Origin of the sequence: Oerskovia sp. NPDC057915 (assembly GCF_042887685.1) — a bacterium.
Lineage (GTDB): Bacteria > Actinomycetota > Actinomycetes > Actinomycetales > Cellulomonadaceae > Oerskovia.
On sequence record NZ_JBHVOS010000004.1, the window covers coordinates 83,851 to 108,843 of the forward strand.

Sequence of the window (24,993 nt, forward strand, 5' to 3'; positions counted from 1 at the left end):
GGCGCGACCGGGGTCGCGCCGGGCCAGGGCAAGCCTTCGGATTGACACCTCCGTGAGGGGCGGTAAGTTCGATGACGTGTTCCGGCCGTCAGGGCCGCAGGGGTTCGAGCCACCATCTCACCGTTCGTCCTGCGTGCTCTGACGTGCATCGGCTCGACCCGCGCGTTCAGTAGACAACACGGCCTCACCGGTGGCGGTGCGACGTGGTCCGAAGGACGCGCGGGTCGGCCCACATCTCCCGGCCGACCTGCAGGTACGTGGCGTACCCTGCACTGGTGTCGACCCGTGAGCCGAGCCGCTGGCTGCTGATCCTTCTCGCCGCCGGTGGCGGCTTCCTGACGAACACCGCCTTCCCCGACCGTGGGTGGTGGCCCATGGCTTTCGTCGGGGTCGCGGCCCTCTTCCTGGCGCTGCGGCGGGACCGCGTCTGGTGGAACGCGCTCGTCGGGCTCGTGTGGGGCCTCGCGTTCTTCCTCCCGCACATCCAGTGGGCGCAGATCGCGACCGACACCGTGCCCTGGCTCGCCCTGAGCGTCCTCGAAGCGGTCTTCCTCGCGCTGTTCGGCGCGATGTGGACGTGGGTCCGGCGGATCGGGGCGGTCGCCCGCAACCTCGCGTGGCAGGTCGTGACGTTCTCGGTGCTGTGGGTCGCGGTCGAGCAGTGGCGGTCCGAGTTCCCCTTCGGCGGGTTCCCGTGGGGCCGGCTCGCGTTCTCCCAGGTCGACTCCCTGCTGGGGCGCACGGCCTGGCTCGGCGGGGGGCTGCTCGTCTCCCTGCTGACCGCCGCGATCGGCGTCCTGGTCGCCGTGTTCCTGCTCGAGGCCCGCCGTGTCCGCGCCCTGCCCGCGCTGTGCGCGCTCGGCACGGCCGCCGTGCTCCTCGGCACGGGCCTCGTCGTCCCGCTCGACACCCGCGCCGAGACCGGGACCCTGAAGATCGGCGCGGTCCAGGGGAACGTCGGGGAGCCGGGCCTCGGGTCGTTCGCCAACCGTGGCGAGGTCCTGCAGAACCACGTCGACGGCACGCTCGCCCTGCTCGACGAGGTCGACCCCGGCGAGCTCGATGTCGTCCTGTGGCCCGAGAACGGCTCCGACCTCGACCCGCAGACCACCCCCGACGTCGCCGCCGACATCGATGCGGCCGCGACCGCCGTCGGCGCGCCGATCCTGGTCGGGGCGCAGGAGTTCCCCGAGACCGGTGGGCGGTACAACGTGTCCCTGCTGTGGGCGCCCGGGCAGGGCGTCATCGACCGGTACGCCAAGCAGCACCCCGCACCGTTCGGCGAGTACATCCCGATGCGCAGCTTCGTGCGCATCTTCTCCGACCAGGTGGACCGCGTCACCACCGACATGATCGCGGGCGACGAGGTCGCGGTCGTCGACCTGCCCTCCGAACGCCTCGGGCGCACCGTCCCGCTCGGCACCGTCATCTGCTTCGAGGTCGCGTACGAGGAGCTCATCCGCGACGCCGTGAACGCCGGCGCCGAGATGCTCGTCGTCCCGACCAACAACGCGTCCTTCGGGTACAGCGCCGAGTCCACCCAGCAGCTCGCCATGTCGCGCCTGCGCGCCATCGAGACCGGGCGGGCGACCGTGCAGATCTCGACCGTCGGCGTCAGCGGGGTCATCGCCCCCAACGGCGCGCTCCTGCAGAGCACCGACCTCTTCACGGCCGACCAGATGATCGCGACGCTGCCCCTGCGCGACTCCCTGACCCCGGCAGTGCGTGCCGGATATTGGCCCGGGTGGATCGCGGGCGGCCTCACGGTCCTGCTCGTCGTCGCCGGGGTCGTGTCCCACGTCTCGCGCCCGGCCGTGAAGGCTCCCGCGCGCAAGCCTGCGGCCAAGCGCCCGGCGCCCAGGCCAGCGCGCCGCTAGCCTCCCCGCGGGGCCGGCGGCCCCCGCCGGCCCGTCCTGCCCGACGGCGAGCACCACCCGGGTGCGACGGACCGGTCGGGTGCGCGGCGCCGTCGGCCGGGACGAGGCACCTGCGGGGCGTGGGCAGGTGCGCGGGGGAGCGGACCGCGACCCCGGGGACGACGAAGGGCCCGGAACTCCGAGGAGTTCCGGGCCCTTCGCGTCAGCAGGTCAGGCGCTGCGGCGCAGCTTGCCGGCGCGCAGGAGACCGAGGCGCTCGTCGAGCAGCTCCTCGAGCTCCTTGATCGTGCGACGCTCCAGCAGCATGTCCCAGTGCGTACGGGCAGGCTTGCCCGCCTTGGGCTCGGGGCGCTCCGCGTCACGCAGGAGCGCCTCCTCGCCGCAGCGACACTCCCACACCGCGGGCACCTCGGCCTCGGTGGAGAACGGCAGGATGATGGTGTGCCCGTTGGGGCAGTCGTAGTGCGCCTGGAAACGAGGGGCGAAGTCGACGCCCGCGTCGGACTCCATGCTCTTCGCACCGATGCTCATTCCACGTAGGGACCGGTCTGGCATGTCGTCCTCCAAGGGGTAGCGGCAGGGGTTGTCTATGGGGGTCAACGTCCCACCGGATGCGCGTGTTCCGGAGGGGCGTGAAGGTCCGGTGAACGCGGGGAAGCACGCCGAACCCACCCGTCGAGGCTGCCCAGCAGACCGCACGCATCGGGAAGGACGCGCACACCCGCGAGACCACCGACCAGGTTTCCGGTTTTCGCAGGGCGGCGCAACTCCACACGCATGATCGACGGTGTGATGTTGCCCGGGGCAAGGCACGCGAGGTGCGTCAGGGGACCTGTGCGCGCCCTCCGGAGGCCTCGCACAGCGGGACGCCCGTCGCTCCGTTGCCTCACCGTGCGCCGCACGACTGTCCGGATCGTCACCGATGCGACGGATCGCGGTACCGTTCGTGCTGTGAGGAACCAGGCAGACGGCGCACAGGGGACGGAACGACATGGCGACCGTTGAGGCGTACGAGACGACCGCCGGGCGACGGTACATGGTTCGCTACCGCACCCCCGAGCGCAAGCAGACCAAGAAGCGCGGCTTCAAGACCAAGCGCAGCGCCGAGGCCTTCGCGTCCTCGCTCGAGGTCTCCATCCTCCGCGGCGAGTTCATCGACCCGACGGCGGCCCGCTCGACCGTGCACGAGCTCGGCGGAGCGTGGCTCGGACGCCAGACCCACCTCAAGCCCTCGACGGCCCGCGCGATCGAGAGCTCGTGGCGGCTGCACGTGGTGCCCCGGTGGGGGAGCGTGCCCGTCGCGGAGATCCGGCGCACCGCGGTGCAGGCCTGGGTCTCCGACCTGAGCGCCACCTACAGCGCCACGACGGTCGCCCGCGCGCACGGCGCCCTCGCGTCGCTGCTCGACGACGCGGTCGACGACCGGCGCATCCTCACCAACCCGGCGCGCGGGGTCAACCTGCCCCGCAAGGTCCGGCGCGAGCACACCTACCTCGACCACCGGCAGGTCGCCACGCTCGCCGCCGCGGCCGGCCGGCACGAGACCCTCGTCCTGGTCCTCGCCTACTGCGGGCTGCGCTGGGGCGAGGCCGCGGGCCTGCGCGTCCGAGACCTCGACATGCTCCGGCAGCGCCTGCGCATCAACCAGAACGCGGTCGAGGTCGGCTCCGCGATCGTCGTCGGAACCCCCAAGACCCACGAGCGGCGCTCCGTCCCGTTCCCCGCGTTCCTCTCGCTGCCCCTCGCAGCGGCGTGCGAGGGCAAGGGCCGCGACGACGTCGTCTTCGACGGAGACCGCGGCACCTACCTCAAGCGATCCAAGTCGCGCACCGGCTGGTTCTCCCGCGCGGCCCGCGACGCGGGCATCGACGACCACCTCACCCCGCACGACCTCCGCCACAGCGCAGCGAGCCTCGCAGTGTCCGCCGGGGCGAACGTCAAGGCCGTCCAGCGCATGCTGGGACACGCCTCGGCGAGCATGACGCTCGACGTCTACGCCGACCTCTTCGAGAAGGACCTCGACGGCGTCGCGGTCGCCCTGGAGACGGCTCGACTGCGCGCGGTCTCGTCCGGCTAGTGCCCATCATGTGCCCACGAGGCTCCTCGGCGGTGCGCGCATGCTCCACAGATCGTTGACATGGCAACGGTTTGCGAGGGAGTGGTCACTCCCGCCCCGTGGGTCTAGAACTCACGGGGCACATTGTCCCCAGGCGCACAACGGACATTCGCGACCGGTCCCGCACGTGCGGCGCGGCGCCCGAGATGCACCGAACGCGAAAGACGCACCGCCGCTCTCAGGGCTTCCTGGAGAAGTCTGTCGACATCAAGAGACTTGATCGGGCATCGGCCTGTCTCGTGCCCGGCGGCGCTCGGTAGAGTCGGACGACGCACGACGGGCGCGCAGTGCTCCGTCGACGACGAGGGGATCGCATGGTGAGCACAGGTCCGGGTCCGATGGACGTCACATTCTCCGCACCGATCGGGGTGAGGGTGCGCGACGACGTGTGGTCGTGCGTCGAGGTGCCCGACTCGGTGGAGCTCCTGGGCACGGGGAAGGCCGTGCGCGTGGTCGCGACCGTGGACGGCCACGACCTGACGGCCGGACTCATGCCGACCGGGAGCGGTGGCCACATGCTCTCGATCAGCGCAAAGCTCCGTCAGAAGCTCGGCAAGGAGGTCGGGGACACGGTGAACGTCCACCTGTCCGAACGGCTGACCTGAATTCTCCCGGTGAATGCTCGGCATTCCTCGGTCGCGGGGCGCGAAAAGCACCACGCGACCGAGGACACGACATTCTTCTCGGGGAGTCAGAGCCAGAAAGGCGTCAGTCGCTCCGCCTCCGCCAGGCCCTGCTCGTACCCGGCGCGGGCAGCCGGCGGACGGAGGGACAGGTTCATCGCGTCGGCACCGAACAGATGCTCGGAGCCGGCACCCGGGAAGATCGTCTCGACCTCGCTGCCCTGCGCGCGCAGCTCGTCGACCTGCGCCGCGAGCTGCAGGCCCCACGCCGGAGGCGTGAGCGACCGGCCGCCGAACGGAGACAGCACGAGCACCCGTCCGTACCCCTCGGCGAGGTCGGCGTTCTCGTTGCGCCGGTAGCCTCCGTCGAGGTACCGGCGACCCGCGATCTCGTAGGGGAACCCGCTCGAACAGCTCGCCGCGACGGCGTCCACCAGGTCGACCCCGCTGTCCCGGTCGAACACGACCGGGTCGCCGGTCTCGGCATCGACGGCCGTGAGCAGGACCCTTCGCCCCGGCCACGCCTGCCTGGGAAGTCGCGACGCGACCGTGGTGCGCCACCGTTCCTGCCACGAGCCGTCCGACGCCGCCGCCCGCTCGAGCGCGGTCGCACCCACACGTCTGCGCAGGTCAGCCGGGTCGTGTGCCGAGGCGATGAGGGCATGCATCCGTTCCAGGTGGTCGACGACCGGCTTGGTCGAGGCACTCTCGCGGCCGGTTCCCGCCGGGACCCGTCGCTCCGGAGGGGTGGCATCAAGAAGGGAGGACAGCAGGTGGGCCGGGGCCGCGCCCGCCAGCTGCGCTGCGGCGGTCGATCCGGCCGAGGTGCCGACGGTCAGGTCGGGAGCGGTCACGTCCACACCGCCCTCGAACAGGCCGGCGACGACGCCGATCAGCCACGCGTTGCCGGTCGAGCCGCCGCCGCCGAGGACCAGGGCCCGTCCGCCGGAGGGACGTCCTGGCAGGCCGAGGCCGGTCGTTGCGGGGGAGCGGGAGGATGAAGAAGGAGAGGTGTTCATGGGAGTCGCCTTTCGCGAGGTGTCTGGCGAGCGCTCCCGGTGGCGACTAGCGCCGTCGCGCGATCGTGGGCTGCGGGGGAGCACCCGGTACTGATGCTGCGTTCACGGGGCTCACCTCCTCGACGGTTCACGATCACCGCGACGCTAGCACGGCACCCCCGCACGTGAGGAGGGAATATTGCTGATCGCAGTGCATCGCCTCGTCCGCCGCGCCCGGCGCGTTCACCGCAGAGAGCACCGAGAATTCGGGAGCCGCCGTGCCGCCCGGAATTCCGGACGGCACGGGATGCATTCCTCGACGTCATCCTTCTCCGTCCACCGCACCGATCGAAAAGGCCCGACCACACGAATCAACGCTCGCGGAGAATCGACCACGGTGTCGCGGCAGCGGGATCGAGCAGATCTGGAGAAGCGCGCACCGTCGCCCCTCAGTAGCGTCGATCCTGACGGCAGACACCGGGCAGACACACCACGAAGGGGAAACGCGATGACCGGCACCACGAAGTCGACCACGACCAGCAAGGCCTACGAAGGCTTCTCGGCCGAGGAGCGCGCCGCGATGAAGGAGCGGGCCAAGGAGCTCAAGGCGTCCGCGAACAGGGCCGACGCGGAGAAGGCCCAGCTCGAGAAGATCGCAGAGCTCTCCGAACCCGACCGCTCCATGGCCTCGCGGATCCACGAGCTGGTCGCCGAGCACGCGCCCTCGCTCGCACCCAAGACCTGGTACGGGATGCCTGGCTGGGCCAAGGACGGCAAGATCCTGTGCTTCTTCCAGCCTGCGGAGAAGTTCGGGGCGCGCTACCCGACCTTCGGCTTCAACGACGTTGCACAGCTCGACGACGGGACGTTGTGGCCCGTCGCGTACGCGCTCACGGAGCTGACACCGGAGAACGAGACGAAGATCGCGGACCTCGTCAAGAAGGCCGCGGGCTGATCGCACGCCGGGCGTTCGCCGCAGTACGCAGCCTCTGCAGAAGTGCCCAAAAACCACCTCTGACCTGCGGAGACGCATGATTCCAGAGGATTGCCCGGGGGAGTGGGAGACACATTTCCCCGGGCTCGGGCCGCGCAGGGAATCTGCTGCGAGAATGGCTCCCATGGCTCTCGACATCCTCCTGGTCGCCGTCTCGCAGCGCGGGTCGAGCACTCGCCATCGCACCGTGGCGACGCTCGCAGCGGCCACCGACAACGACGGCGAGCTCGTCCGCCGATGTGCGACGAGCGGTCGGCCGATGCTGACGAAGATCGACCCGTACGGGGATCTCGTGCTGACGTCGTCGGAGATGGAGCAGCTCATCGCTGAGCTGCGGTCGCTCGACGGCGGTACTCACGGGCAGGCGTCGGGCATCGTCGCCGAGGTCCGCGAGCTCGCCGCACGCTGCGCGGCGGACCGGGCGCGCGAGCTGCACTTCGTCGGCGACTAGACCGACACCGTGAGGTCCCGCGCCGTGCGACCGTGAGCCCCTCTCGGGCACGTCGACGTGACGCCGATAATGTACATTATGTCATTACGACGATCTGGCCCCGCCCCTCTCCGACATGAGAACCCCGCCGAGAGCGGCTGATCTGCGGCTGATCTCGCGCCGATCGACCGCCTGCGCGCCATCCGGCACCGCCCCGGCCGCGGCGGTACTGCATCACACGGGACGGTCACGCGCTCCCTGCATCGCAAGGGCGTCGACCAGGAGCGCCCGCCGAGACCTGGAGTCGAGAATGAGCTCAGGACCGTTCGTGGCCACACGTCCCGTGGATCCTGCAGGATCCTTCGGTTCGCTCAGACGTCCTGTGCGCGGCTCCGGCGCCTCGGTCGTCGGCCGCGCGGCACGCGGCGTCCTCCTGGCGACGCTCCTGGCGGCCGTGCTCGCCGTCACGGTGCTGACGGCCGTGCTCACAGCGGTCGTCGCCGTCGTCACGGCACCCTGGTGGGCCTGTCGCCTGTGGTTGGCCCCGCTGCTCGACCGGTCCCCCTCGGGGTCCGGTGCTCTGCTGCTCGCCTCGACGGGGCGAGACGAGCAGCGAGCCGTCGCGGCGCCGTCGGGCACCTGAGGACACGTGGCCCACGCTCCTTCGTGATGTCACGGCGCTGCGGTACGCTCTTTCAATTGGGACATACGTAACAAACCATTGTGTTTAGCACAACACCGTGGTGAGACCTCGTGCACTCGACGCTCGACCGCTCGCTGTCGTGTCAGTGCCGCCCCCTATGCTCCGGATGTCCGGTCTCGTCCCGTCCTCAGGAGCTGTTCGGTGGTCGCCCCTCCTCGCCTTCGCCGCGTCACCGTCGCCGAGGCGGTCTCCACGTACCTCTCCTCCGTGTCGGCGGAGACGCTCCGTGGCGTCCTCTCCCCCACGACCCAGCGCAACTACGAGCGCGACCTGCGGGAGTTCTCCTCTCTCGCCGGTGCCGAGACCGTCCTCGACGACATCACCGGCGCCGACATCGACGACTTCCTTCTGCGGTACCAGATCACCCCGGACGGGCGGTACACCGACCCACGGACCAAGCCCGACGGCCCGGGCCGCTCGGCCGCGACCGTGAACAGGTTTCGCCAGTCGATCTCCCGGTTCTTCACGCACGCGGCCCGCGACGGATGGGTCCAAGCCGACCCGATGCAGTGGGCCGCTCCCCCGGCCCGGCTCCGCGGCGGCCTGCGCGTCGCCCGCACCGCGCTGTCGGCGACGGCAGCACAGGCGCTCCTCGTGACCGCGAGCACCAAGCCGCGACCGGCGGAAGGCGCGTCCCCCACCGTGACGAGCGGTGCGGGTCGGCCTCGACCCGACCATGACCTCGCCGTGCGGGACCGGCTCATCATCGCGCTCCTGCTGATCCTGGGCCCGCGGGTCTCGGAGGTCGCCCGCGCGGACGTCGACGACTTCGTCCGCGAACCCGACCAGACCCGCTGGCGCATCAAGGGCAAGGGCGGCACGGTCCGTACCGTCAGCCTGTCCGAACCCCTCGCGCGGGCGTTCGACGAGTACCTCGCCGCGCTCCGCCCCTCGCTCCTCGCGCGCAGGCCGGGAGACGCCGATGCCGCCCGGGCTCTCCTGCTCACCTGGCGAGGCCGACGCATCGATGCCCAGGCGATCCGCGCACTGCTCAACCGGTGCGTGGCCCGCATGCCCGAGGAGTACCGCCGGGCCGCCACCCCCCACGCCCTGCGACACACGACCGCCACCCTCCTGGTCGCCCAGGGCTGGGACGTCAAGGTCATCGCCGAGCTCCTGGGTCACGCGTCGATCGCCACGACGGGCGTCTACCTCGACAGGATCGAGGGCGAGCTCGCGGCCGCGATCCGCTCCCACCCCCTGTCGACTGGCCTGCCTGCGGAGATGGGCAGCGAAGGACTCCCAGAAACGGACATAGGCGAAGAAAACGCCACGCCCGAGACGTGACGAGCGGGCCCGGCGACCCAAACGACCAAAGTCACCCCATTTCTCCGGGTGCTCACGGCGACCTGAGGCTACGGTGAGCAGGTGCGCCCCTCGAAGACCTCTCCCGTCCAGCTCGCCCGAACGGTGATGGCCCGCGCAGCAGTGCTCGCGGTCGCGGTCCCCGTGACCGTCGCGACCGGGCTGGTGATCGCCGACGCCATCCGCAAGCGACGCGTCACCGACCCCAGCAAGTTCCCCCGCTCCGCCCCGGCCGAGGCGAGCATCGGCGAGACGACGACGACGATCTTCACCTACGGCGACGACCTCTACCGCGAGATGCTCGCGGCGATCCGCGGGGCAAAGAAGCGCATCATGCTCGAGACGTACATCTGGAAGGGTGACGACCTCGGCAAGGAGTTCAAGGACGCGCTCGTCGAGGCGACCGAGCGCGGCGTCGAGGTCTTCGTGATCTACGACGGCTTCGCGAACCTCGTCGTCCCCCGCGAGTTCCTGACGTTCCCCGCGCCGATCCACGTGATCCGCTACCCGGTCTTCCGTCCGGGCGTCCTGGTCCTCAACGTCCGCAAGTCGGGCCGCGACCACCGCAAGATCCTCGTCGTCGACGACGAGATCGGGTTCGTCGGCGGGTACAACATCGGTGCCATGTACGCGACGCAGTGGCGCGACACCCACATCCGGCTCGCGGGGCCGTCGACCTGGGAGCTGCGCAACGCGTTCGTCGACTTCTGGAACTCGAACCGCAAGCCGGGCCAGCCCCTCCTCGAGGACCCGGGGTCACGGCTGTGGCTGCCAGAGCTCCGCGCGGCCCGCAACGCCCCCGCCCACCTGGTCTTCCCGATCCGTGGCATCTACCTCGACGCGATCGACCGGGCGTCGGACCACATCTACATCACGCAGGCGTACTTCATCCCCGACCGCGAGATCCTCGACGCCCTCCTCATGGCGGCGCAGCGCGGCGTCGACGTCCGGGTCCTGGTGCCCGAGCGCTCCAACCACGTCGTGGCGGACTGGCTCTCCAAGGGCCTGTACACGACCCTGCTGCGTGGTGGCGTGACCATCTGGCTCTACAAGGACGCCATGGTCCACGCGAAGACGGCGACCATCGACGGCCGGTGGACCACGATCGGCACGGCCAACATCGACCGGCTCAGCCTGACGGGGAACTACGAGGTCAACCTCGAGATCGTCGATGCCGGCATCGCGGCGCAGATGGAGAAGGTCTACGACGTCGACCTCAGCAACTGCCGCGAGCTCACGCTCGAGGAGTGGTCCGGGCGGTCGCTCGCGGCGAAGCTCGGCGAGGTCGCGCTCTCACCGCTGCGGCCGCTGCTGTAGCCGCCCACGGCACCTACTCCCGCGTCGCGTCCGCGACCTCCTCCTCGGGGCGCGGAGGGACCGTCTCGTCGACCTCGATGGTGGGCACCTCGTCGAACTCGGGGTGCTCGCGCAGGATCGCGTCGGCGACCGCGTCGGGATCGCGGTGCGGGACGGGCTCGTGGGTCATGGTGCGCTCCTCGCCTCTCGTGGTGACGTCGAGATGCCCGCCCACCTCGAGCGGGCGGTAGTCGTAGGTGCCGCCCGTGCGTCCGACGCCGAACAACCGGTGGACGAGGCTGAGGCCCGCCGACGAGAGGACCGCGTCGTGGATCGGGATCACGGTCCGCGGATCGAGCGACCGGACGAAGTCGATGCCCTCGGCGACCTTCATCCAGGGCGCGGCCACCGGGGCGAGGAGGACGTCGAGACGGTCGTCGGTCAGGGGCGGGCTGAACGAGTCGCCCGGGTGGTAGGTGCGCACCCCGTCGCCGGCCACCAGGTACGTGACGTTGGCGACTCGTGGCACGTCCGGGTGGATCAGCGCGTGCTGCCCTCCCCCGACCAGCACCGAGAACGACCCGATCGTCAGGACGTCGCCCGGTTCGACGACCTGGAACCGCTCGCCGTCGGGGGCCTCCCCCAGCTGCTCGAAGGTGGCCTCCGGTCCGAGGACGCGCAGCCCGGGGTGCGTCGCCAGCGCGGCGCGAACGGCGTCGACGTCGAGGTGGTCGGGGTGCGCGTGCGTCACGAGCAGCGTCCCGGGCCTGGCGAGCGCCGAGGCGGTGTCCGCGAGGGTGCCGGGGTCGAGGGTGAGGATCGTGCCTGCGTGCTCGAGCGTGACGCAGGAGTGACCGTGGAACGTGATGCGCATCTGTCGCCTTCGGTGGGTCGGCTGGGGGTGGTTCCAGTGTGCCGCGCGACAGGTCAGGGGGCGAGCAGGAGGTCGACGAGCCGCCAGGCCGCCGCGTCCGTCCGCTCCAGGTCGCCCGTGACGAGGCGGTCGAGCAGGAGGCCCTTGAGGCCGGAGGTGAGGAGCGTGGCGTCGATGCGGGCGGCGTCGGGCGAGCGGCCGATGCCCACGAGGAGTCCCTCGACGTGCTCGACCCACGCGTCCACGGCGTCCTGGGCGACGGTGTGGTGCGGGTTGCCGTCCTCGAGGGACGTCGTGAGCACCTGGAGCATGAGCGTGAAGTGTCCGGCGTGGGCAGGATCGGTCATACCGGCCCAGGCGGAGCGCGCGGTGACACGCGGGTCTGCGGTCGGGACGGAGTCGAGGGCCTCGATCATGCGGCGACGGTGCTCGGCGAGCACGGCGTCGAGCAGGGCGTCCCGGGTCCCGAAGTAGTGCACGAGCATCCGCGCGCTCGTACCGAGCGTCGGTGCGAGGGATCGCAGCGTGAAGCCGCCGAGGCCCGTGGTCTGGAGGTGGTCGAGCGCACCGGAGACGAGCTGGGCGCGGCGTTCTTCGTCGGGGGTGCGTGGCACGGGCGCTCCGAGGGGTTGACGGTGGGACGGTGCGAGCCTACGTTGACTCCATGAGTGTAACGCGCGTTACAGATAAGTCGCCTGACAGCGGGGCCGACACCCGACGCGACTCCCCCGGCCCTCGCTGGACCGCAGCCCTCGTGACCGGCGGGAGCTCCGGCGTCGGGCTGGCGCTCGCCCGACGCCTCGTGTCGGACGGCACGACCGTCCTCGTGTGCGGGCGCGATCCCGGGCGCCTCGCGGACGCCGCGACACAGGTCCCCGGCCTGCGCACCCTGGTCGCGGACCTCTCCGACCCCGACGACGTCGCCCGCCTCGCGCGCACGGCAGCCGACCTGCCCGGCCTGGACCTCGTCGTGCACAACGCCGCCGTCCAGCTCGACCGTGACTGGGTCGTCACACCGCGGCTCGGGGAGACCGGCCCCCTCGTGCGGGACGCGACCACCGAGCTCGCCACCGACCTCGGCGCCCCCCTGCACCTGACCGCGCACCTCCTGCCGGTCCTCGCGGAGGCACCGCGTGCGGCGGTCGTCTCCGTCACGTCCGCGCTCGGGACCGTCCCCAAGCGCTCGGCGCCCGTCTACTGCGCGGCCAAGGCCGGCCTGAGCGCCTTCACCACGTCGCTCCGGTACCAGCTCCGCGCCACGGCCTCCCACGTCCGTGCGATCGAGGTCGCGCTCCCCCTCGTCGACACCGCGATGACGGCGGGCCGCGGTGCACGCAAGATCACGCCCGACGCCGCCGCTGCCGCCATCCTGACCGCGCTCGCCCGACGCAAGGACAGGGTCCACGTGGGCGCCGTGAAGCCTCTGCTCGCGATCCATCGCGTGGCGCCACGCCTCGCGGCACGGATCGTCGCCGACTGACATCCCCGCCGACGGCGACGGGCCGGGCAGGAGGCTCTGCGCCTCCCGCCCGGCCCGCTGACCGCCGTGCCTCAAGCTGCTTGCCCGGCACGCGGTCACACGATGACGAGCACCAGGTCCCCGCCCTCGAGCTGCTGGACCGCGCCGATCGCGACGCGCTGGACGGTGCCCCCGACAGGGGTCGTGATCGCGGCCTCCATCTTCATGGCCTCGACCGTCGCGACCGTCTGCCCCGCCGTCACGACCTCGCCCTCGTGCACGACGGGCGTCACGGCGCCCGCGAAGGGGGCGGCGATCTGACCCGGCGCGGCAGGGTCGGCCTTCTCGGCGAGCGACGCGTCGACCTCGATCGAACGGTCACGCACCTGGAGCGGGCGCAGCTGGCCGTTGAGCGTGAACATGACGGTGCGCATCCCTCGCTCGTCGGGGACACCCACGGCCTCGAGGCCCACGAGGAGCTTGACGCCACGCTCGAGCGAGACCTCGACCTCCTGGCCGGGCATGAGCCCGTAGAGGTACGCCTGGGTGCCCAGGACGGACACGTCACCGAACGCCGCGCGCGTCGTCTCGTAGTCCTTGGTCGGCCCGGCGAACAGCAGGTGGTTGAGGCGGTTGCGGCGAGCGGCCGAGTCGCCGTCGAGGTCCGCCTGGTCCTCCTCGCTGAGCGGCGTCACGGGCGTGCGCACGACGCGGCCCGCGAGGGCCTTGCTGCGGAAGGGCTCTGGCCAGCCGCCGGGCGGGTCCCCGAGCTCGCCGCCCAGGAACGCGATGACCGAGTCGGGGATGTCGTAGTCCTGAGGGTTCTCGGCGAAGTCCGCCGGGTCCGCGCCGCGGGCCACGAGCTGCAGCGCCAGGTCGCCCACGACCTTCGAGGACGGGGTCACCTTCACGAGGCGACCGAGGATGCGGTCGGCCGCGGCATACGTGGCCTCGATCTGCTCGAACTGGTCGCCCAGCCCGAGCGCGATGGCCTGCTGGCGCAGGTTGGAGAGCTGACCACCCGGGATCTCGTGCTCGTAGACACGACCCGTCGGGCTCGAGAGGCCCGACTCGAACGGGGCGTAGAGGCGACGCACGGCCTCCCAGTACGGTTCCAGGTCGCACACCGCGCGCAGGGACAGACCCGTGTCACGCTCGGTGTGCTCGAGGCCCGCCACGAGCGCGGACATCGAGGGCTGGCTCGTGGTGCCCGCCATCGCGGCGCTCGCGACGTCGACCGCGTCGACCCCCGCGGCCACGGCGGCCATGAGCGTGGCCATCTGCCCGCCCGACGTGTCGTGCGTGTGCAGGTGGACGGGCAGGTCGAAGCGCTCGCGCAGCGCCGTGACCAGGCGCGCCGCAGCAGCGGGGCGCAGCAGGCCCGCCATGTCCTTGATCGCCAGCACGTGGGCGCCCGCGTCGACGATGCGGTCGGCGAGCTCGAGGTAGTAGTCGAGCGTGTAGAGGGACTCGGTCGGGTCGAGGAGGTTGCCCGTGTAGCACAGCGCGACCTCGGCCACGGCCGTGCCGGTCGCGCGGACCGCGTCGATCGCCGGGCGCATCTGCTCGACGTCGTTGAGCGCGTCGAAGATCCGGAAGATGTCGACCCCCGTGGCCGCCGCCTCACGGACGAACGCCTCGGTGACCTCGGTCGGATACGGCGTGTAGCCCACGGTGTTACGACCGCGCAGCAGCATCTGGAGAGCGACGTTGGGCATCGCCTCTCGCAGCGCAGCGAGGCGCGCCCACGGGTCCTCGCCGAGGAAACGCAGCGCGACGTCGTACGTCGCGCCGCCCCAGGCCTCGACCGAGAGCAGTTGCGGCGTCAGGCGAGCGACGTACGGGGCGACGGCGAGCAGGTCGTGCGTGCGGACCCGGGTCGCCAGCAGGGACTGGTGGGCGTCGCGGAACGTGGTGTCCGTGACCCTGACCGCGGTCTCCGAGCGCAGCGCCCGGGCGAAGCCCTCAGGTCCCAGCTCGAGGAGCTGCTGGCGGCTGCCAGGGACGGGCGCCACCGACAGGTCGACGGCCGGGAGCTTGGCCACGGGGTCGATCGCGCCGGTGCCCGGTCCGTGCGGACGATTGACGGTCACGTCTCCCAGGTAGCTCAGGAGCCTGGTGCCGCGGTCGGCGCTCTCACGTGCGGCGAGCAGCTCGGGACGCTCGTCGATGAACGACGTCGACAGGTTCCCGGCGATGAATTCGGCGTCCGAGAGGACGGCCTGCAGGAACGGGATGTTCGTGCGGATGCCACGGATGCGGAACTCCGCCAGGGCACGCCGGGCGCGGCGCACGGCCGTCGGGTAGTCCCGGCCACGGCACGTGAGCTTGACCAGCATCGAGTCGAAGTGGCCCGAGATCTCCGACCCGGCGGTCGCGGTCGCACCGTCGAGACGGACGCCCGCGCCGCCCGGCGAACGGTAGGCCACGATGCGGCCGGTGTCCGGGCGGAACCCGTTCGAGGGGTCCTCGGTCGTGATGCGGGACTGGAGCGCCGCGCCGTTGACATGCACGTCCTCCTGACGGATCCCCAGGTCCTCCAGGGTCTCTCCCGCCGCGATGCGCATCTGCGACGACACGAGGTCGATGTCCGTGACCTCCTCGGTCACGGTGTGCTCGACCTGGATGCGCGGGTTCATCTCGATGAACACGTGCTGACCGGCCCGCTCCCCCACGGTGTCGAGGAGGAACTCGACCGTCCCCGCGTTCTGGTACCCGATGGACCGGGCGAACTTCACCGCGTCGGCGCACAGGGCGTCGCGGATCGCCGGGTCCAGGTTCGGTGCCGGCGCGATCTCGATGACCTTCTGGTGGCGCCGCTGGACCGAGCAGTCGCGCTCGTACAGGTGGACGACGTTGCCCTGACCGTCGGCGAGGATCTGCACCTCGATGTGACGCGGGCGCAGGACGGCCTGCTCGAGGAACATGGTCGGGTCGCCGAACGCGCCGTCCGCCTCGCGCATCGCGGCCGCCAGCGCCTCGGGGAGGTCCTCGCGGCGGTCGACGCGGCGCATGCCGCGCCCGCCACCGCCCGCGACGGCCTTGGCGAAGATCGGGAAACCGATCTCGTCGGCGGCAGCGATGAGCTCGTCGATGTCCGACGAGGGCTCGCTCGACGACAGGACCGGTATGCCCGCCTCCTTGGCGGCCTTGAGCGCGCGCACCTTGTTGCCCGCGAGCTCGAGGACCTCCGGGGGCGGTCCGACGAACGCGATGCCCGCCTGCTGGCAGGCCCGTGCGAGCTCCGGGTTCTCCGACAGGAAGCCGTAGCCGGGGTAGATCGCGTCGGCGCCCGCGTCCTTGGCGACGCGCACGATCTCCTCGATGTCGAGGTAGGCCCGGACGGGGTGCCCCTCCTCGCCGATCCGGTACGCCTCGTCGGCCTTCAGCCGGTGCTCGGAGTTTCGATCCTCGTAGGGGAAGACGGCCACCGTCCGGGAGCCGAGCTCGTACGCTGCGCGAAACGCCCGGACCGCGATCTCCGCGCGGTTGGCGACCAGAACTTTCGAGAACACCAAGTACCCCATCCGTCATCGTGGGTCGGGTACGGGACCGTCGCGAGAAGAGGTCCACGCACCCGCTCGTCACGGGCGTCGCTCCGGCACGAGCCAGGACGCCCACAGGCGATCTTCGCACGGCCGCACGGGCAGGACGTCACCGGAAGGGGGCGAGCGGGAGAAAAGGTGCTCATCGCCACGCGGCGGCCGGCCCCGGTCGGCACACGAGAGGACCCCGCCGAGGGCGGGGTCCTGGGGTCACGGGCGCCTGGGTGGCGCAGGGCGCATCAGCCGGCGCTTCGTGCCCGACGGCGGAGCTCGAGCTCGTCCTCGGTCGGGACACCCGGGGTCTCGTCATCCCCGAGGGACTCGGCCGGCATGTCGCTCAGCGTCCCCTCGACCTCGCGCCAGACGCGGCCGACGGCGATGCCGAACACTCCCTGACCGCCCTGGACCAGGTCGACGACCTCGTCCGGAGACGTGCACTCGTACACGCTCGCACCGTCGCTCATGAGCGTGATCTGTGCGAGGTCGTTCACGCCACGCTCACGCAGGTGCTCGACCGCGGTGCGGATCTGCTGCAGAGAGACCCCGGTGTCGAGCAACCGCTTGACGATCTTGAGGACGAGGATGTCCCGGAAGCCGTAGAGCCGGTGCGTCCCCGAACCCGAGGCGGAGCGGACGGTCGGCTCGACCAGGCCGGTACGGGCCCAGTAGTCCAGCTGCCGGTAGGTGATGCCCGCGACGCGGCACGCCGTGGGGCCGCGGTAGCCGGTCGTGGTGTCGTGCTCGGTGATGTCCTCGCCGAACAGCAGTCCCTGGGCCGCGTGGGAAGCGGGAGCCCCCGGCTCCGCTCCAGCTCTGCCGCTGCTGTTCACTGTGCCTCCAAGGATGATGTGGACTCCACGCTAGGCCCGGGGCCCGGGAGCGTCAACGACCGGGGCCCCGAAGAGGGTGAGCGTGTCGCGCAGACCGGCTACCGCCCCCCGGGCCCCTCCCCCGCTTCCGGAGGCCCGAAGTCCTCGGGCGAGACGTGCTCGAGGAAGTCGCGGAACTCGGCCACCTCGCGCTGCTGCTCCGGGTCGACGATCTCCACCCCCGCCAGGGCGATGATCTCCGCCGAGCACATGACGGGGCTGTCCGTGCGCACGGCCACGGCGATCGCGTCCGACGCCCTGGCGTCGACCCGGACCCCCGTGCTCAGGACCATCTCGGCGAAGAAGATCCCGTCGTCCAGAGCCACGATCTCCACCCGCAGCAGGCCGACGTGCACCGCTTCGAGGACGTCACGGAGCAGGTCGTGCGTCATCGGTCGGGGTGCCGTCAGGTGTGCCTGCGCCATCGCGATCGCACTCGCCTCACGGGGGCCGATGATGATCGGGACGACCAGCTCGGCCGCGGGGTCCAGCAGCAGCACGACGATCTCCTGCCCGGCCCCCTGCTGCTGGCGCACGCCGAGGACCTCGACCGGGACCATCGGCACCTCGTTGCTCACCCGTCCACCGTACGACGGCGGGCGCAGTCCGTCAGGAGGAGGCGCACGCCCGGCCCCGGGACCGTACGTCCCCATGTCCGTGCGGTCCAAGGACGCACGGGTGCGACTCAGCTCGTGAGGTCTCCCACGCCCTGCCGGAGCCACACCGTGTGGAGCTTGGCGAAGAGCTCCCCCACCTCACCGGCCAGGGCTCCCGCGTGGGCGCGCGCCGAGGAGGACTGCTGGCTGCGCCACGGGGCGACGACCTGCTCGACCAGGCCCACGTGACGGTCCGCCGACGTGCGCAGCAGGCGGAGGTGACGCGGCTCGATCCCGTACTCACCGAGCGCTGCCGCGAGCTGGACGACCTCGAGGGACCACGCGTCGAGCTGTCCGCCCGGGGCCTGACGAAGGACTCCGGCCGAGATCAGCCCCTCGACCAGCGAGCCGTCCACCCCTGCGGCGCTCGCGAGCGACTCGACGGTGTACCGCTGCCGGACGGTCGTGGTCTCGGTCTCGCCGTCGCTCGCCGCCAGCCGGAGAGCGGGGTTCTCGATCACCTCGCCGGCGTCGAGCGCAGCGAGGTTCTCCTTGATGACCTTGAGCGGCAGGTAGCGGTCGCGCTGCTCGAGCAGGACGTACCGCAGCCTCTCGACGTCAGCCGGAGAGTACTGCCGGTACCCCGACGGTGTCCGCTCCGGGTCGATGAGCCCCTGCTCCTCGAGGAACCTGAGCTTGGAGTGGCTCACGCTGGGGAACTCCGTGCGCAAGGCGCGCAGGACGTCCGAGATACGCATCGTGGCGCGTCGCGAGATGCCCTGCGGCCAGGGTTCGGCGGACTGCTCGACGTCGTCCTCGTCGGTCGGTCGTGCGGTCAGCGCGCCCGTGCCGTCGAACCGGTTCTCATGTCCCCACGGGGAGCGTGCCGGCTGGTTCACGGGTGCTCTGCCGCGCCTTCCGCCGACCCCACGGGCTGCCCGAGGACGGGGCTGGTGTAGAAGGTGAGGCGGTACTTGCCGATCTGCACCTCGTCGCCAGTGACCAGAGCCACGGCGTCCACGCGGTTGCGGTTGACGTAGGTCCCGTTGAGCGAGCCGATGTCACGGACGACGAACTGATCGTCGTCCCGGACGAACTCCGCGTGCTTGCGCGAGACCGTGACGTCGTCGAGGAAGATGTCCGCGTGCTCGCTCCGGCCGGCGACGGTCCGCTCGGCGTCGAGGAGGAAGCGCGAGCCGACCGAAGGGCCGCGCTGCATCACGAGCAGCGCAGAGTGGCGCGGCAACGCCGAGATCGCAGCCTGTTCCTCGGCGGTCAGGCCTCCGGGCTGCGCACCTTCTTCGATCGGCAGCTCGATCCGCCCGAACGTGACGGTCGTGTCGCTGCCTCCCCGGCGTGGCTCCGCAGATTCACCTGGAGTGGTCATCTCGCCTCCTCGGGAGTTTTGACGCATTCAGAGCAAAATGCGTTGGGCTGAAAGGTACAGCACGCTCCCGCGCGCCCCTCCTGAGGGTGGGGATGCGGGCAATACCCGTCCAACCCGTCCAACCTACCCCGCCGGGCGGGTCGGAGAAAAGTATCCGCCCACGTCACGAGCCCCCGAGGGGTCAGCTTCCGCCCTCTGCGGGCACGGGTGTCGCGAACTCGGGGGTCTCCGGCTCACGCGTCGACGAGATCGTGATCAGGTCCTCCTGGGTGATCTTCGGGTCTGCGCCCTCGTTGCGGACCGACGACATCGCTCCGCCGGGAATCTCGAGAGCGGTCTCGAGCGTCGACGGGTCGCCGATCGCCTGCCACGTGTAGGGGGACGAGATCTTCTGCCCGTCGACCACCATCCCCCGGTTCGTCTCCTCGAAGTAGCTGCTCGTGACCAGGCGGACCCCGTTGACCTCGACGACCTCCACACCGGCGTTGCGCAGCTCCTCGAGGATGTTGAAGAGCTTGCTCGCGGGGATCCGCTGGTCGGACTCGGTGATCGTGAGCGTGATCCCCGGGCCTTCCGCGGGCAGGCGACCCGAGAGGATCCCCTGCGTCTGCGACTGACGCTGGGCGAGCTCGAGCGCGGCGCGCTGCTGCCCGGACCCGGAGCTCAGCTCGTCACGCGTGTCCTGAAGCCCCTCCACGCGCCTCTCGAGATCGTTCGCGCGCTGGGTGACGTCGTCCAGGAGGCGGACCAGGTCGCTCTGACGCAGCGACGAGAGCTGCTGCTCCTGCGTCTGGCTCACCTGCACGGCCAGCGCGAACCCGAGCAGGGCGCACAGGAGACCGGCGAGAAGCTGGGAACGGGTGACCGTCGGCCTCATGGCGCGACCGAGCTTCGCCCAGCCGCCCGAGGAGCCGGTGGGCGTCGCCGCGGGCGTGGCAGGAGCGTCTCCGCTCGCCTCGTGCCGCCCGTGCGGCCTGTCCGGTCCCACGGGCGGAGCAGCCGCGGCCCGAGAAGTGGCAGGGGTCTCGCTCCCGGCGCCGGGAGCGACGTCGGTGATGTCGGGAGCGGGGGGTGTCGCCTCGGCAGAGGCGACAGAGGCGACAGAGGCGACCGTGTCGGCGATCGGACCGTCGATCGGCGGCGCGTCGTCCCGCGCGGCCTCCCCGCGCCCGGTCCCGGGAGCGGCGCGGTCGGGAGCGTCGTGCGCGGCGGGCACCACGGGAAGCACGGAGGGCGCAGCAGGTGCCTCAGGCACAGCGGCAGGACCTGGTGCGACGGGCGCCTCGGCCGCAGCCTCCTCGACGTCGGGACCGGACGGGTCGCCGGGACCGGTCTCCTCCGTGTCGACGGTCGAAGCGGTCGAAGCGGCCGGAGCGGTCTGCGCCGCGGCGTCCTCGTCGAGGTGCTCCGTCCCTCCGGCGGGGACGTCGGTCACGGGCACCGCAGCCTCCTCGGGGGCCTCGGAGGTCTCGGGGTCCGCAGGACCGTTGCCCTCGGGGGGCGGGCTCGTCGTCATCGCGTCACCTACGCCTTGAACAGGTGCCGACGGATCGCGGCCGCGTTGGAGAAGATGCGGATCCCGAGGACGACGACGACGCCCGTCGAGAGCTGCGTACCCACGCCGAGCTGGTCTCCGAGGAACACGATGAGCGCCGCGACGACCACGTTCGAGAGGAACGAGACGAGGAAGACCTTGTCGTTGAAGAGCCCGTCGAGCATGGCGCGCAGGCCGCCGAAGAGCGCGTCGAGCGCCGCGACGACCGCGATGGGCAGGTAGGGCTGCAGGGCGACGGGGACCGTGGGTTGGAGCACGAGCCCCGCCACGACTCCGAGGACCAGTCCGACGACTGCGATCATTCCGTGCTCTCCTGCCCTGCGAGTGAACTGTCGGCTCCGGTGGGACCGGTCGTCGACGCGGGGCTCTCCGTCTCCCCCGTCGACGCGCCGTCCTGCCCGGTCGGCGCCGCAGGCTCGTCACCTGTGGCTGCCGTGGAGTCTACGGCGTGCGCGTAGAACAGACGTTGGATCCCGTTGCCGGGCAACGAGAGCTTGCTCTGCGCGATCCGGCTGTACTGGATCCCCCAGGTCGAGCTGATGGTGCTCAGGTACCCGGGGGCCGCCGAGCGGGCGAACTCGGTCTCGAGCGTGGCGGGGTCCCCGATCGCCTCGACCTTGTAGGGGGCGATCAGGGGCTGGAGGTCCACGAGGATCGCCTCGCCCGCGCTCCGCACGGCGCTGAGCGGCGTGAGGCGCTGCCCGTTGATCGCGATGGCCTCCGCGCCGGAGGCCCAGAGCGAGTTGACCACGCGCTGCAGGTCGCCGTCCTGCACCTTCTTGTTGTGGGACTGGTCGTCCGCGCCCACGCCCGCCGCAGCGTCGTTGAGCGTGATCACGAGCCCCGGTCCGGTGACCGCGATCGACCCGTTGGCGACGCCGTCGGTCTGGAGGGTCTCGAGCAGGACGGGGTCGACGTCGGCGAGGGCGTCCGTCTGCAGGGTGTCGATCTCCTCGCTGAGGGCCGTGGCCTGCGCGGACAGTGCGTCGACGTCGTCCCGCCGGCTCAGGATCTCCTTCTCGAGCACCTTGCGCGCCTCGATCGCGGCGCCCTGGGGTGCGCGCAGGTCGATCGTCGCTGCGGTCGTCACGAAGCCCAGCAGGATCGCGAGCGCGGTGACGAGGATCCAGGTGCGGGTCTTGCGCGGTGGTTCGTCCCCGGCGGCGCGCCGTGCGGCGGCCTCCGCGTATCCGGCGTCGAGCGGGCGGTCCATGACCTCGGTGAGGAGGGTCATGGAGGCGTCGAGGGCCGGCTTCCCGTGCCGGGAGCCGTGCGCGTCGTTGCGGGGGGCGGAGGTCATCCTGCGGCCGTCTCCTGGGGGTCGGTGCGGGGTGCGACGAGCTGACGGGTCTGACGGATGTACTGGACGCCGGCGAGCCAGTAGAGGCCGATCCCCCATCCGGTGAAGGCCCAGCCGATGATGGAGGCGGTCGCGCCGAGGGCGCCGGGGGCCTCGGCCAGCAGGAGGAGCGGGAAGGCGTAGAGGAGTGCGAAGGTCGCTGCCTTGCCGACGAAGCTGACGGGGAGGGGGCCGTACCCGTGGCGGGTGAGGACGGGCAGGAGGCACAGGAGGGTGACGTCGCGGAGCAGGATCACGACGAGGACCCAGAGCGGGACGACGTCCCTCCACGCGAGGCCGACGAGGGTGACGAGGATGAAGAGCCTGTCGGCCGCCGGGTCGAGCATCTGACCGAGCTTGGTGACCTGGTCGAGGCGTCGGGCGAGGACGCCGTCGAGCCAGTCGGAGGCTCCGGAGATCGCGAGGACCGCGAGCGCCCACTCGTCGTTGCCGCGGACGATGAGGACGGCGAAGACGGGGACGAGGGCGAGCCGGAGCAGGCTGATGACGTTGGGGATCGTGAGGATGCGTGAGCTGACCTCTTGATCTGCTGCCACGCCCACCGTCCGTTGCTCCGTGCGTCTCGTGCGTCCTGTTGCTGTCTTCATCCTACGGTGGGCCATCCTAGGGCCGGGTGGGTGTGGAGTGCTGGCATTTCGGGGGTTCGGGCGGGGCGTTGTGGTCGGTTCTTCCGGTTCGTGGTGTATTGCCCGTGGGTGGCGTGCGTGACAGAGGCTTGCCTCTGGGGCGTCGGTGCGTCCGACCGTGCCGCTGCCCTGGCGGGGAGGGCTCTGTGCTCGACGTCACCGGGCCGAGGTTCTCCCTCGAGGGCGGGTGTCGCGTAGACTGGCGGCACAATCTGGAGTTCGTCGCTGTTCCCGTGTGTTCGTGTGAGTGTGGCCCGCCGCTGTCTTTGCGCGGGCGAGTCACCGGTGTGTGTTCGGGAGTGCGGCCAGTGGAGAGCCGACTTGGCGACCACGCGTAACTCCCACCCTCAGCGAAACGGTTGAACACATCTCCATGTCTCTTGACACCTCTGCGCCCTCGCACGCCCTCGACCAGGTCGAGGCCGCCCAGACGCCGGCTCCGGCCGAGCAGTCGGGCCCCACGTTCGCAGACCTGGGTCTGCCCTCGAACATCCTGAAGGCCGTGACGGACCTCGGCTTCACGATCCCCTCCGCGATCCAGGAGCGTGCGATCCCCGCGCTGCTCTCCGGTCGCGACATCACGGGCGTCGCCCAGACCGGTACGGGCAAGACTGCCGCGTTCGGTCTGCCGATGCTCGCTGCGATCGACCCGAACCTGGGTCGTGTCCAGGGCCTGGTCCTCGCCCCGACCCGTGAGCTCGCGATGCAGGTGGCCGAGGCCATCGAGTCGTTCGCGAAGCATGTGCCGGGCATCGAGGTCGTCGCGGTCTACGGCGGGTCGCCGTACCAGCCTCAGCAGCGTGCGCTGCAGCGCGGTGCCCAGATCGTCGTCGGTACCCCCGGCCGTGTGATGGACCACCTGGAGCGTCGCAGCCTCGTGCTCGACGACATCCGCTACCTCGTCCTGGACGAGGCGGACGAGATGCTGCGCATGGGCTTCGCGGAGGACGTCGAGAAGATCTTCGGTCAGGCTCCCAAGGAGCGTCAGGTCGCGCTGTTCTCCGCGACGATGCCGGCCCCGATCCGTCGGGTGGCCGCCCAGCACCTGAACGACCCGGTCGAGATCGCGGTGACGCGCCAGTCCTCGACGGTCACGTCGGTGCGCCAGACGTACTCGGTGGTGCCGTTCCGTCACAAGACGGGTGCCCTGGTGCGTGTCCTCGCGACGTCGGACGCCGACGCGGCGATCGTGTTCACCCGTACCCGTGGCGCGGCCGAGGAGGTCGGGTCGGCTCTCGTCGAGCGCGGCATCTCGGCGGCGACGATCTCGGGTGACGTGGCGCAGAAGGACCGCGAGAAGATCGTCGAGCGTCTGCGCTCGGGCGCTCTGGACGTGCTGGTCGCGACGGACGTCGCGGCTCGTGGCCTGGACGTGGACCGCATCGGCCTGGTCGTGAACTTCGACTTGCCGGGCGAGCCGGAGGCCTACGTGCACCGCATCGGCCGTACGGGGCGTGCGGGGCGTACGGGTGAGGCCCTGAGCTTCGTGACCCCGGGTGAGCGCAACCGTCTGAAGTTCATCGAGAAGACCATCCGTGCGAGCCTCGAGGAGGTCGACGTGCCCTCCCCCGCGGACGTCTCCGCGCACAAGGCTCGTCGCATCCTCGGGCAGGTCGCCGAGCGTCAGGCTGCCGGTCGTCTGTCGATGTACCGCGACCTGGTCGCGGCGCACGTCGCGGAGTCGGGCATCGACCCGATCGACCTCGCGTCTGTGCTGGTCGCCCTGTCGGTCGGTGACGACGGCCCCAAGGCGCGCGAGGAGCAGGAGCTCTTCGAGGCGCAGCGTGCCGAGGCGAAGAACGCCCGTCGTGAGCGCGAGTCGCGCCCCTATGGTGAGCGTGACTCGCGCGGCCCCCGTGAGGGTGGGCGTGGCGGGGAGCGCGGCATCCGTCGTGACGCCGTCGGTACCCGCTACCGTCTGGCCGTCGGGCACACGCACGGCGCGCAGCCGTCGGGCATCGTCGGCGCGCTGACGAACGAGGGCGGCCTCAACGGCAAGGACCTGGGCAAGATCGACATCTTCCCGAGCTTCTCGCTGGTGGACATCGCCACGCCGCTCGACGCCGCCACGATCGACCGCATCTCGCGTGCCCGTGTCGCGGGCAAGTCGCTGCGGATCCAGGTGGACCAGGGTGCGCCTCAGGGTGCTCGTGGCCCGCGTGCGGGTGCTTCGGCGCCTCGTTCGGGCGGCTACTCGGGTGGTCACTCGGGTCACGGCCCGGCCGGTCGTTACGACGAGCGTGGCGAGCGTGGCGGGGAGCGCAAGGCTCCCCGGTTCCGCGCCGGTGAGCGCTGAGCGCACCGTCGGGTCCTGAACGGGCCTGCTGAGCACGACGAGAGGGCCCCCGGAACCACCTGGTTCCGGGGGCCCTTCCTCGTC

23 protein-coding genes are annotated in these 24,993 nt (G+C 71.1%); 10 read left to right on the forward strand and 13 right to left on the reverse strand.

What is annotated here, in order from left to right:
* Positions 1–275 precede the first annotated feature (275 nt).
* The gene (gene lnt, locus ACFVQ3_RS03960) at positions 276–1,877 is read left to right on the forward strand and encodes an apolipoprotein N-acyltransferase (RefSeq protein WP_387635345.1); all 1,602 of its coding nucleotides are present in this window, start codon (positions 276–278) and stop codon (positions 1,875–1,877) included.
* A gap of 210 nt (positions 1,878–2,087) precedes the next feature.
* Here the strand turns inward: lnt and ACFVQ3_RS03965 are convergent, their stop codons facing one another.
* The gene (locus tag ACFVQ3_RS03965; RefSeq protein WP_138824427.1) at positions 2,088–2,432 is read right to left on the reverse strand and encodes an RNA polymerase-binding protein RbpA; all 345 of its coding nucleotides are present in this window, start codon (positions 2,430–2,432) and stop codon (positions 2,088–2,090) included.
* 436 nt (positions 2,433–2,868) lie between these two features.
* Here ACFVQ3_RS03965 and ACFVQ3_RS03970 point away from each other — a divergent pair, with 436 nt between their 5' ends.
* Positions 2,869–3,954: a tyrosine-type recombinase/integrase gene (locus ACFVQ3_RS03970; RefSeq protein WP_387635348.1), complete on the forward strand. Its 1,086-nt coding sequence runs from the start codon at positions 2,869–2,871 to the stop codon at positions 3,952–3,954.
* A 377-nt stretch (positions 3,955–4,331) separates the two neighbouring features.
* Entirely contained in the window at positions 4,332–4,598 is a 267-nt protein-coding gene (locus ACFVQ3_RS03975) for a DUF1905 domain-containing protein (RefSeq protein ID WP_387635351.1), read from the forward strand.
* A gap of 86 nt (positions 4,599–4,684) precedes the next feature.
* Here the strand turns inward: ACFVQ3_RS03975 and ACFVQ3_RS03980 are convergent, their stop codons facing one another.
* On the reverse strand, positions 4,685–5,635 hold the full coding sequence (locus ACFVQ3_RS03980) for a patatin-like phospholipase family protein (protein ID WP_387635354.1): 951 nt from the start codon (positions 5,633–5,635) through the stop codon (positions 4,685–4,687).
* A gap of 487 nt (positions 5,636–6,122) precedes the next feature.
* Between ACFVQ3_RS03980 and ACFVQ3_RS03985 the strand changes: the two genes are divergently transcribed.
* The 5 genes from ACFVQ3_RS03985 (at position 6,123) to ACFVQ3_RS04005 (ending at position 10,363) form a co-directional block, all read left to right on the forward strand.
* Positions 6,123–6,569 carry an iron chaperone gene (locus tag ACFVQ3_RS03985; RefSeq protein WP_387635356.1) on the forward strand — a complete coding sequence of 149 codons (447 nt, stop codon included), beginning with the start codon at positions 6,123–6,125 and terminating at the stop codon, positions 6,567–6,569.
* 163 nt (positions 6,570–6,732) lie between these two features.
* Positions 6,733–7,059 (forward strand): hypothetical protein, encoded by a 327-nt coding sequence (locus tag ACFVQ3_RS03990; protein ID WP_387635359.1) that lies wholly within the window; start codon positions 6,733–6,735, stop codon positions 7,057–7,059.
* 289 nt (positions 7,060–7,348) lie between these two features.
* Positions 7,349–7,681: a hypothetical protein gene (locus ACFVQ3_RS03995; protein ID WP_387635362.1), complete on the forward strand. Its 333-nt coding sequence runs from the start codon at positions 7,349–7,351 to the stop codon at positions 7,679–7,681.
* Between the two features lie 201 nt (positions 7,682–7,882).
* Complete coding sequence (locus ACFVQ3_RS04000) at positions 7,883–9,028, forward strand: tyrosine-type recombinase/integrase (protein WP_387635365.1); 1,146 nt, start codon at positions 7,883–7,885, stop codon at positions 9,026–9,028.
* An 81-nt stretch (positions 9,029–9,109) separates the two neighbouring features.
* Complete coding sequence (locus ACFVQ3_RS04005) at positions 9,110–10,363, forward strand: phosphatidylserine/phosphatidylglycerophosphate/cardiolipin synthase family protein (protein WP_387635368.1); 1,254 nt, start codon at positions 9,110–9,112, stop codon at positions 10,361–10,363.
* 13 nt (positions 10,364–10,376) lie between these two features.
* Here the strand turns inward: ACFVQ3_RS04005 and ACFVQ3_RS04010 are convergent, their stop codons facing one another.
* Both ACFVQ3_RS04010 and ACFVQ3_RS04015 read right to left on the reverse strand, forming a co-directional pair.
* Positions 10,377–11,216 (reverse strand): MBL fold metallo-hydrolase, encoded by an 840-nt coding sequence (locus ACFVQ3_RS04010; RefSeq protein ID WP_387635371.1) that lies wholly within the window; start codon positions 11,214–11,216, stop codon positions 10,377–10,379.
* 53 nt (positions 11,217–11,269) lie between these two features.
* Complete coding sequence (locus tag ACFVQ3_RS04015) at positions 11,270–11,830, reverse strand: TetR/AcrR family transcriptional regulator (RefSeq protein WP_387635373.1); 561 nt, start codon at positions 11,828–11,830, stop codon at positions 11,270–11,272.
* Positions 11,831–11,880: 50 nt separating this feature from the next.
* Between ACFVQ3_RS04015 and ACFVQ3_RS04020 the strand changes: the two genes are divergently transcribed.
* Complete coding sequence (locus ACFVQ3_RS04020; RefSeq protein ID WP_387635375.1) at positions 11,881–12,696, forward strand: SDR family NAD(P)-dependent oxidoreductase; 816 nt, start codon at positions 11,881–11,883, stop codon at positions 12,694–12,696.
* A 95-nt stretch (positions 12,697–12,791) separates the two neighbouring features.
* Here ACFVQ3_RS04020 and ACFVQ3_RS04025 read toward each other — a convergent pair whose 3' ends face one another.
* From ACFVQ3_RS04025 to ACFVQ3_RS04065, 9 genes are all read right to left on the reverse strand, one after another.
* Positions 12,792–16,190: a pyruvate carboxylase gene (locus ACFVQ3_RS04025; RefSeq protein WP_387635631.1), complete on the reverse strand. Its 3,399-nt coding sequence runs from the start codon at positions 16,188–16,190 to the stop codon at positions 12,792–12,794.
* Between the two features lie 269 nt (positions 16,191–16,459).
* Positions 16,460–17,050: a MerR family transcriptional regulator gene (locus ACFVQ3_RS04030; RefSeq protein ID WP_377675631.1), complete on the reverse strand. Its 591-nt coding sequence runs from the start codon at positions 17,048–17,050 to the stop codon at positions 16,460–16,462.
* Positions 17,051–17,148: 98 nt separating this feature from the next.
* Positions 17,149–17,649, reverse strand: a complete 501-nt coding sequence (locus tag ACFVQ3_RS04035; protein WP_387635633.1) for a bifunctional nuclease family protein — start codon at positions 17,647–17,649, stop codon at positions 17,149–17,151.
* A gap of 125 nt (positions 17,650–17,774) precedes the next feature.
* Complete coding sequence (locus ACFVQ3_RS04040) at positions 17,775–18,584, reverse strand: MerR family transcriptional regulator (RefSeq protein WP_387635379.1); 810 nt, start codon at positions 18,582–18,584, stop codon at positions 17,775–17,777.
* Positions 18,581–19,072 carry an FHA domain-containing protein gene (locus ACFVQ3_RS04045; RefSeq protein WP_387635382.1) on the reverse strand — a complete coding sequence of 164 codons (492 nt, stop codon included), beginning with the start codon at positions 19,070–19,072 and terminating at the stop codon, positions 18,581–18,583. Before ACFVQ3_RS04045 ends, ACFVQ3_RS04040 begins: the two co-directional genes overlap by 4 nt.
* Before the next feature lie 181 nt (positions 19,073–19,253).
* Positions 19,254–20,588 (reverse strand): DUF881 domain-containing protein, encoded by a 1,335-nt coding sequence (locus ACFVQ3_RS04050; RefSeq protein WP_387635384.1) that lies wholly within the window; start codon positions 20,586–20,588, stop codon positions 19,254–19,256.
* 8 nt (positions 20,589–20,596) lie between these two features.
* A complete protein-coding gene (locus ACFVQ3_RS04055) occupies positions 20,597–20,929 on the reverse strand; it encodes a small basic family protein (RefSeq protein WP_030151349.1) in 333 nt (110 codons plus the stop codon).
* Positions 20,926–21,927 carry a DUF881 domain-containing protein gene (locus ACFVQ3_RS04060; RefSeq protein ID WP_387635387.1) on the reverse strand — a complete coding sequence of 334 codons (1,002 nt, stop codon included), beginning with the start codon at positions 21,925–21,927 and terminating at the stop codon, positions 20,926–20,928. The genes ACFVQ3_RS04055 and ACFVQ3_RS04060 overlap by 4 nt, the downstream gene beginning before the upstream one ends.
* Positions 21,924–22,523, reverse strand: a complete 600-nt coding sequence (locus tag ACFVQ3_RS04065) for a CDP-alcohol phosphatidyltransferase family protein (protein ID WP_387635389.1) — start codon at positions 22,521–22,523, stop codon at positions 21,924–21,926. The genes ACFVQ3_RS04060 and ACFVQ3_RS04065 overlap by 4 nt, the downstream gene beginning before the upstream one ends.
* 463 nt (positions 22,524–22,986) lie before the next feature.
* On the opposite strand from ACFVQ3_RS04065, the gene ACFVQ3_RS04070 reads away from it, so the two are divergent.
* The gene (locus ACFVQ3_RS04070; RefSeq protein WP_387635391.1) at positions 22,987–24,909 is read left to right on the forward strand and encodes a DEAD/DEAH box helicase; all 1,923 of its coding nucleotides are present in this window, start codon (positions 22,987–22,989) and stop codon (positions 24,907–24,909) included.
* Positions 24,910–24,993 lie beyond the last annotated feature (84 nt).

What these genes read in the sequence shown, in the direction of transcription:
- ACFVQ3_RS03990 (WP_387635359.1), top strand. Translation starts at nt 6,733, where the DNA reads ATGGCTCTCGACATCCTCCTGGTCGCCGTCTCGCAGCGCGGGTCGAGC.
- ACFVQ3_RS04060 (WP_387635387.1), bottom strand. Translation starts at nt 21,927, where the DNA reads ATGACCTCCGCCCCCCGCAACGACGCGCACGGCTCCCGGCACGGGAAG.
- ACFVQ3_RS03965 (WP_138824427.1), bottom strand. Translation starts at nt 2,432, where the DNA reads ATGCCAGACCGGTCCCTACGTGGAATGAGCATCGGTGCGAAGAGCATG.
- ACFVQ3_RS04020 (WP_387635375.1), top strand. Translation starts at nt 11,881, where the DNA reads ATGAGTGTAACGCGCGTTACAGATAAGTCGCCTGACAGCGGGGCCGAC.
- ACFVQ3_RS03975 (WP_387635351.1), top strand. Translation starts at nt 4,332, where the DNA reads ATGGACGTCACATTCTCCGCACCGATCGGGGTGAGGGTGCGCGACGAC.
- ACFVQ3_RS04010 (WP_387635371.1), bottom strand. Translation starts at nt 11,216, where the DNA reads ATGCGCATCACGTTCCACGGTCACTCCTGCGTCACGCTCGAGCACGCA.
- ACFVQ3_RS04050 (WP_387635384.1), bottom strand. Translation starts at nt 20,588, where the DNA reads ATGACGACGAGCCCGCCCCCCGAGGGCAACGGTCCTGCGGACCCCGAG.
- ACFVQ3_RS04055 (WP_030151349.1), bottom strand. Translation starts at nt 20,929, where the DNA reads ATGATCGCAGTCGTCGGACTGGTCCTCGGAGTCGTGGCGGGGCTCGTG.
- ACFVQ3_RS04035 (WP_387635633.1), bottom strand. Translation starts at nt 17,649, where the DNA reads ATGGTCCCGGTCGAGGTCCTCGGCGTGCGCCAGCAGCAGGGGGCCGGG.
- ACFVQ3_RS04045 (WP_387635382.1), bottom strand. Translation starts at nt 19,072, where the DNA reads ATGACCACTCCAGGTGAATCTGCGGAGCCACGCCGGGGAGGCAGCGAC.
- ACFVQ3_RS03995 (WP_387635362.1), top strand. Translation starts at nt 7,349, where the DNA reads ATGAGCTCAGGACCGTTCGTGGCCACACGTCCCGTGGATCCTGCAGGA.
- ACFVQ3_RS03970 (WP_387635348.1), top strand. Translation starts at nt 2,869, where the DNA reads ATGGCGACCGTTGAGGCGTACGAGACGACCGCCGGGCGACGGTACATG.
- ACFVQ3_RS03980 (WP_387635354.1), bottom strand. Translation starts at nt 5,635, where the DNA reads ATGAACACCTCTCCTTCTTCATCCTCCCGCTCCCCCGCAACGACCGGC.
- ACFVQ3_RS04070 (WP_387635391.1), top strand. Translation starts at nt 22,987, where the DNA reads ATGTCTCTTGACACCTCTGCGCCCTCGCACGCCCTCGACCAGGTCGAG.
- ACFVQ3_RS03985 (WP_387635356.1), top strand. Translation starts at nt 6,123, where the DNA reads ATGACCGGCACCACGAAGTCGACCACGACCAGCAAGGCCTACGAAGGC.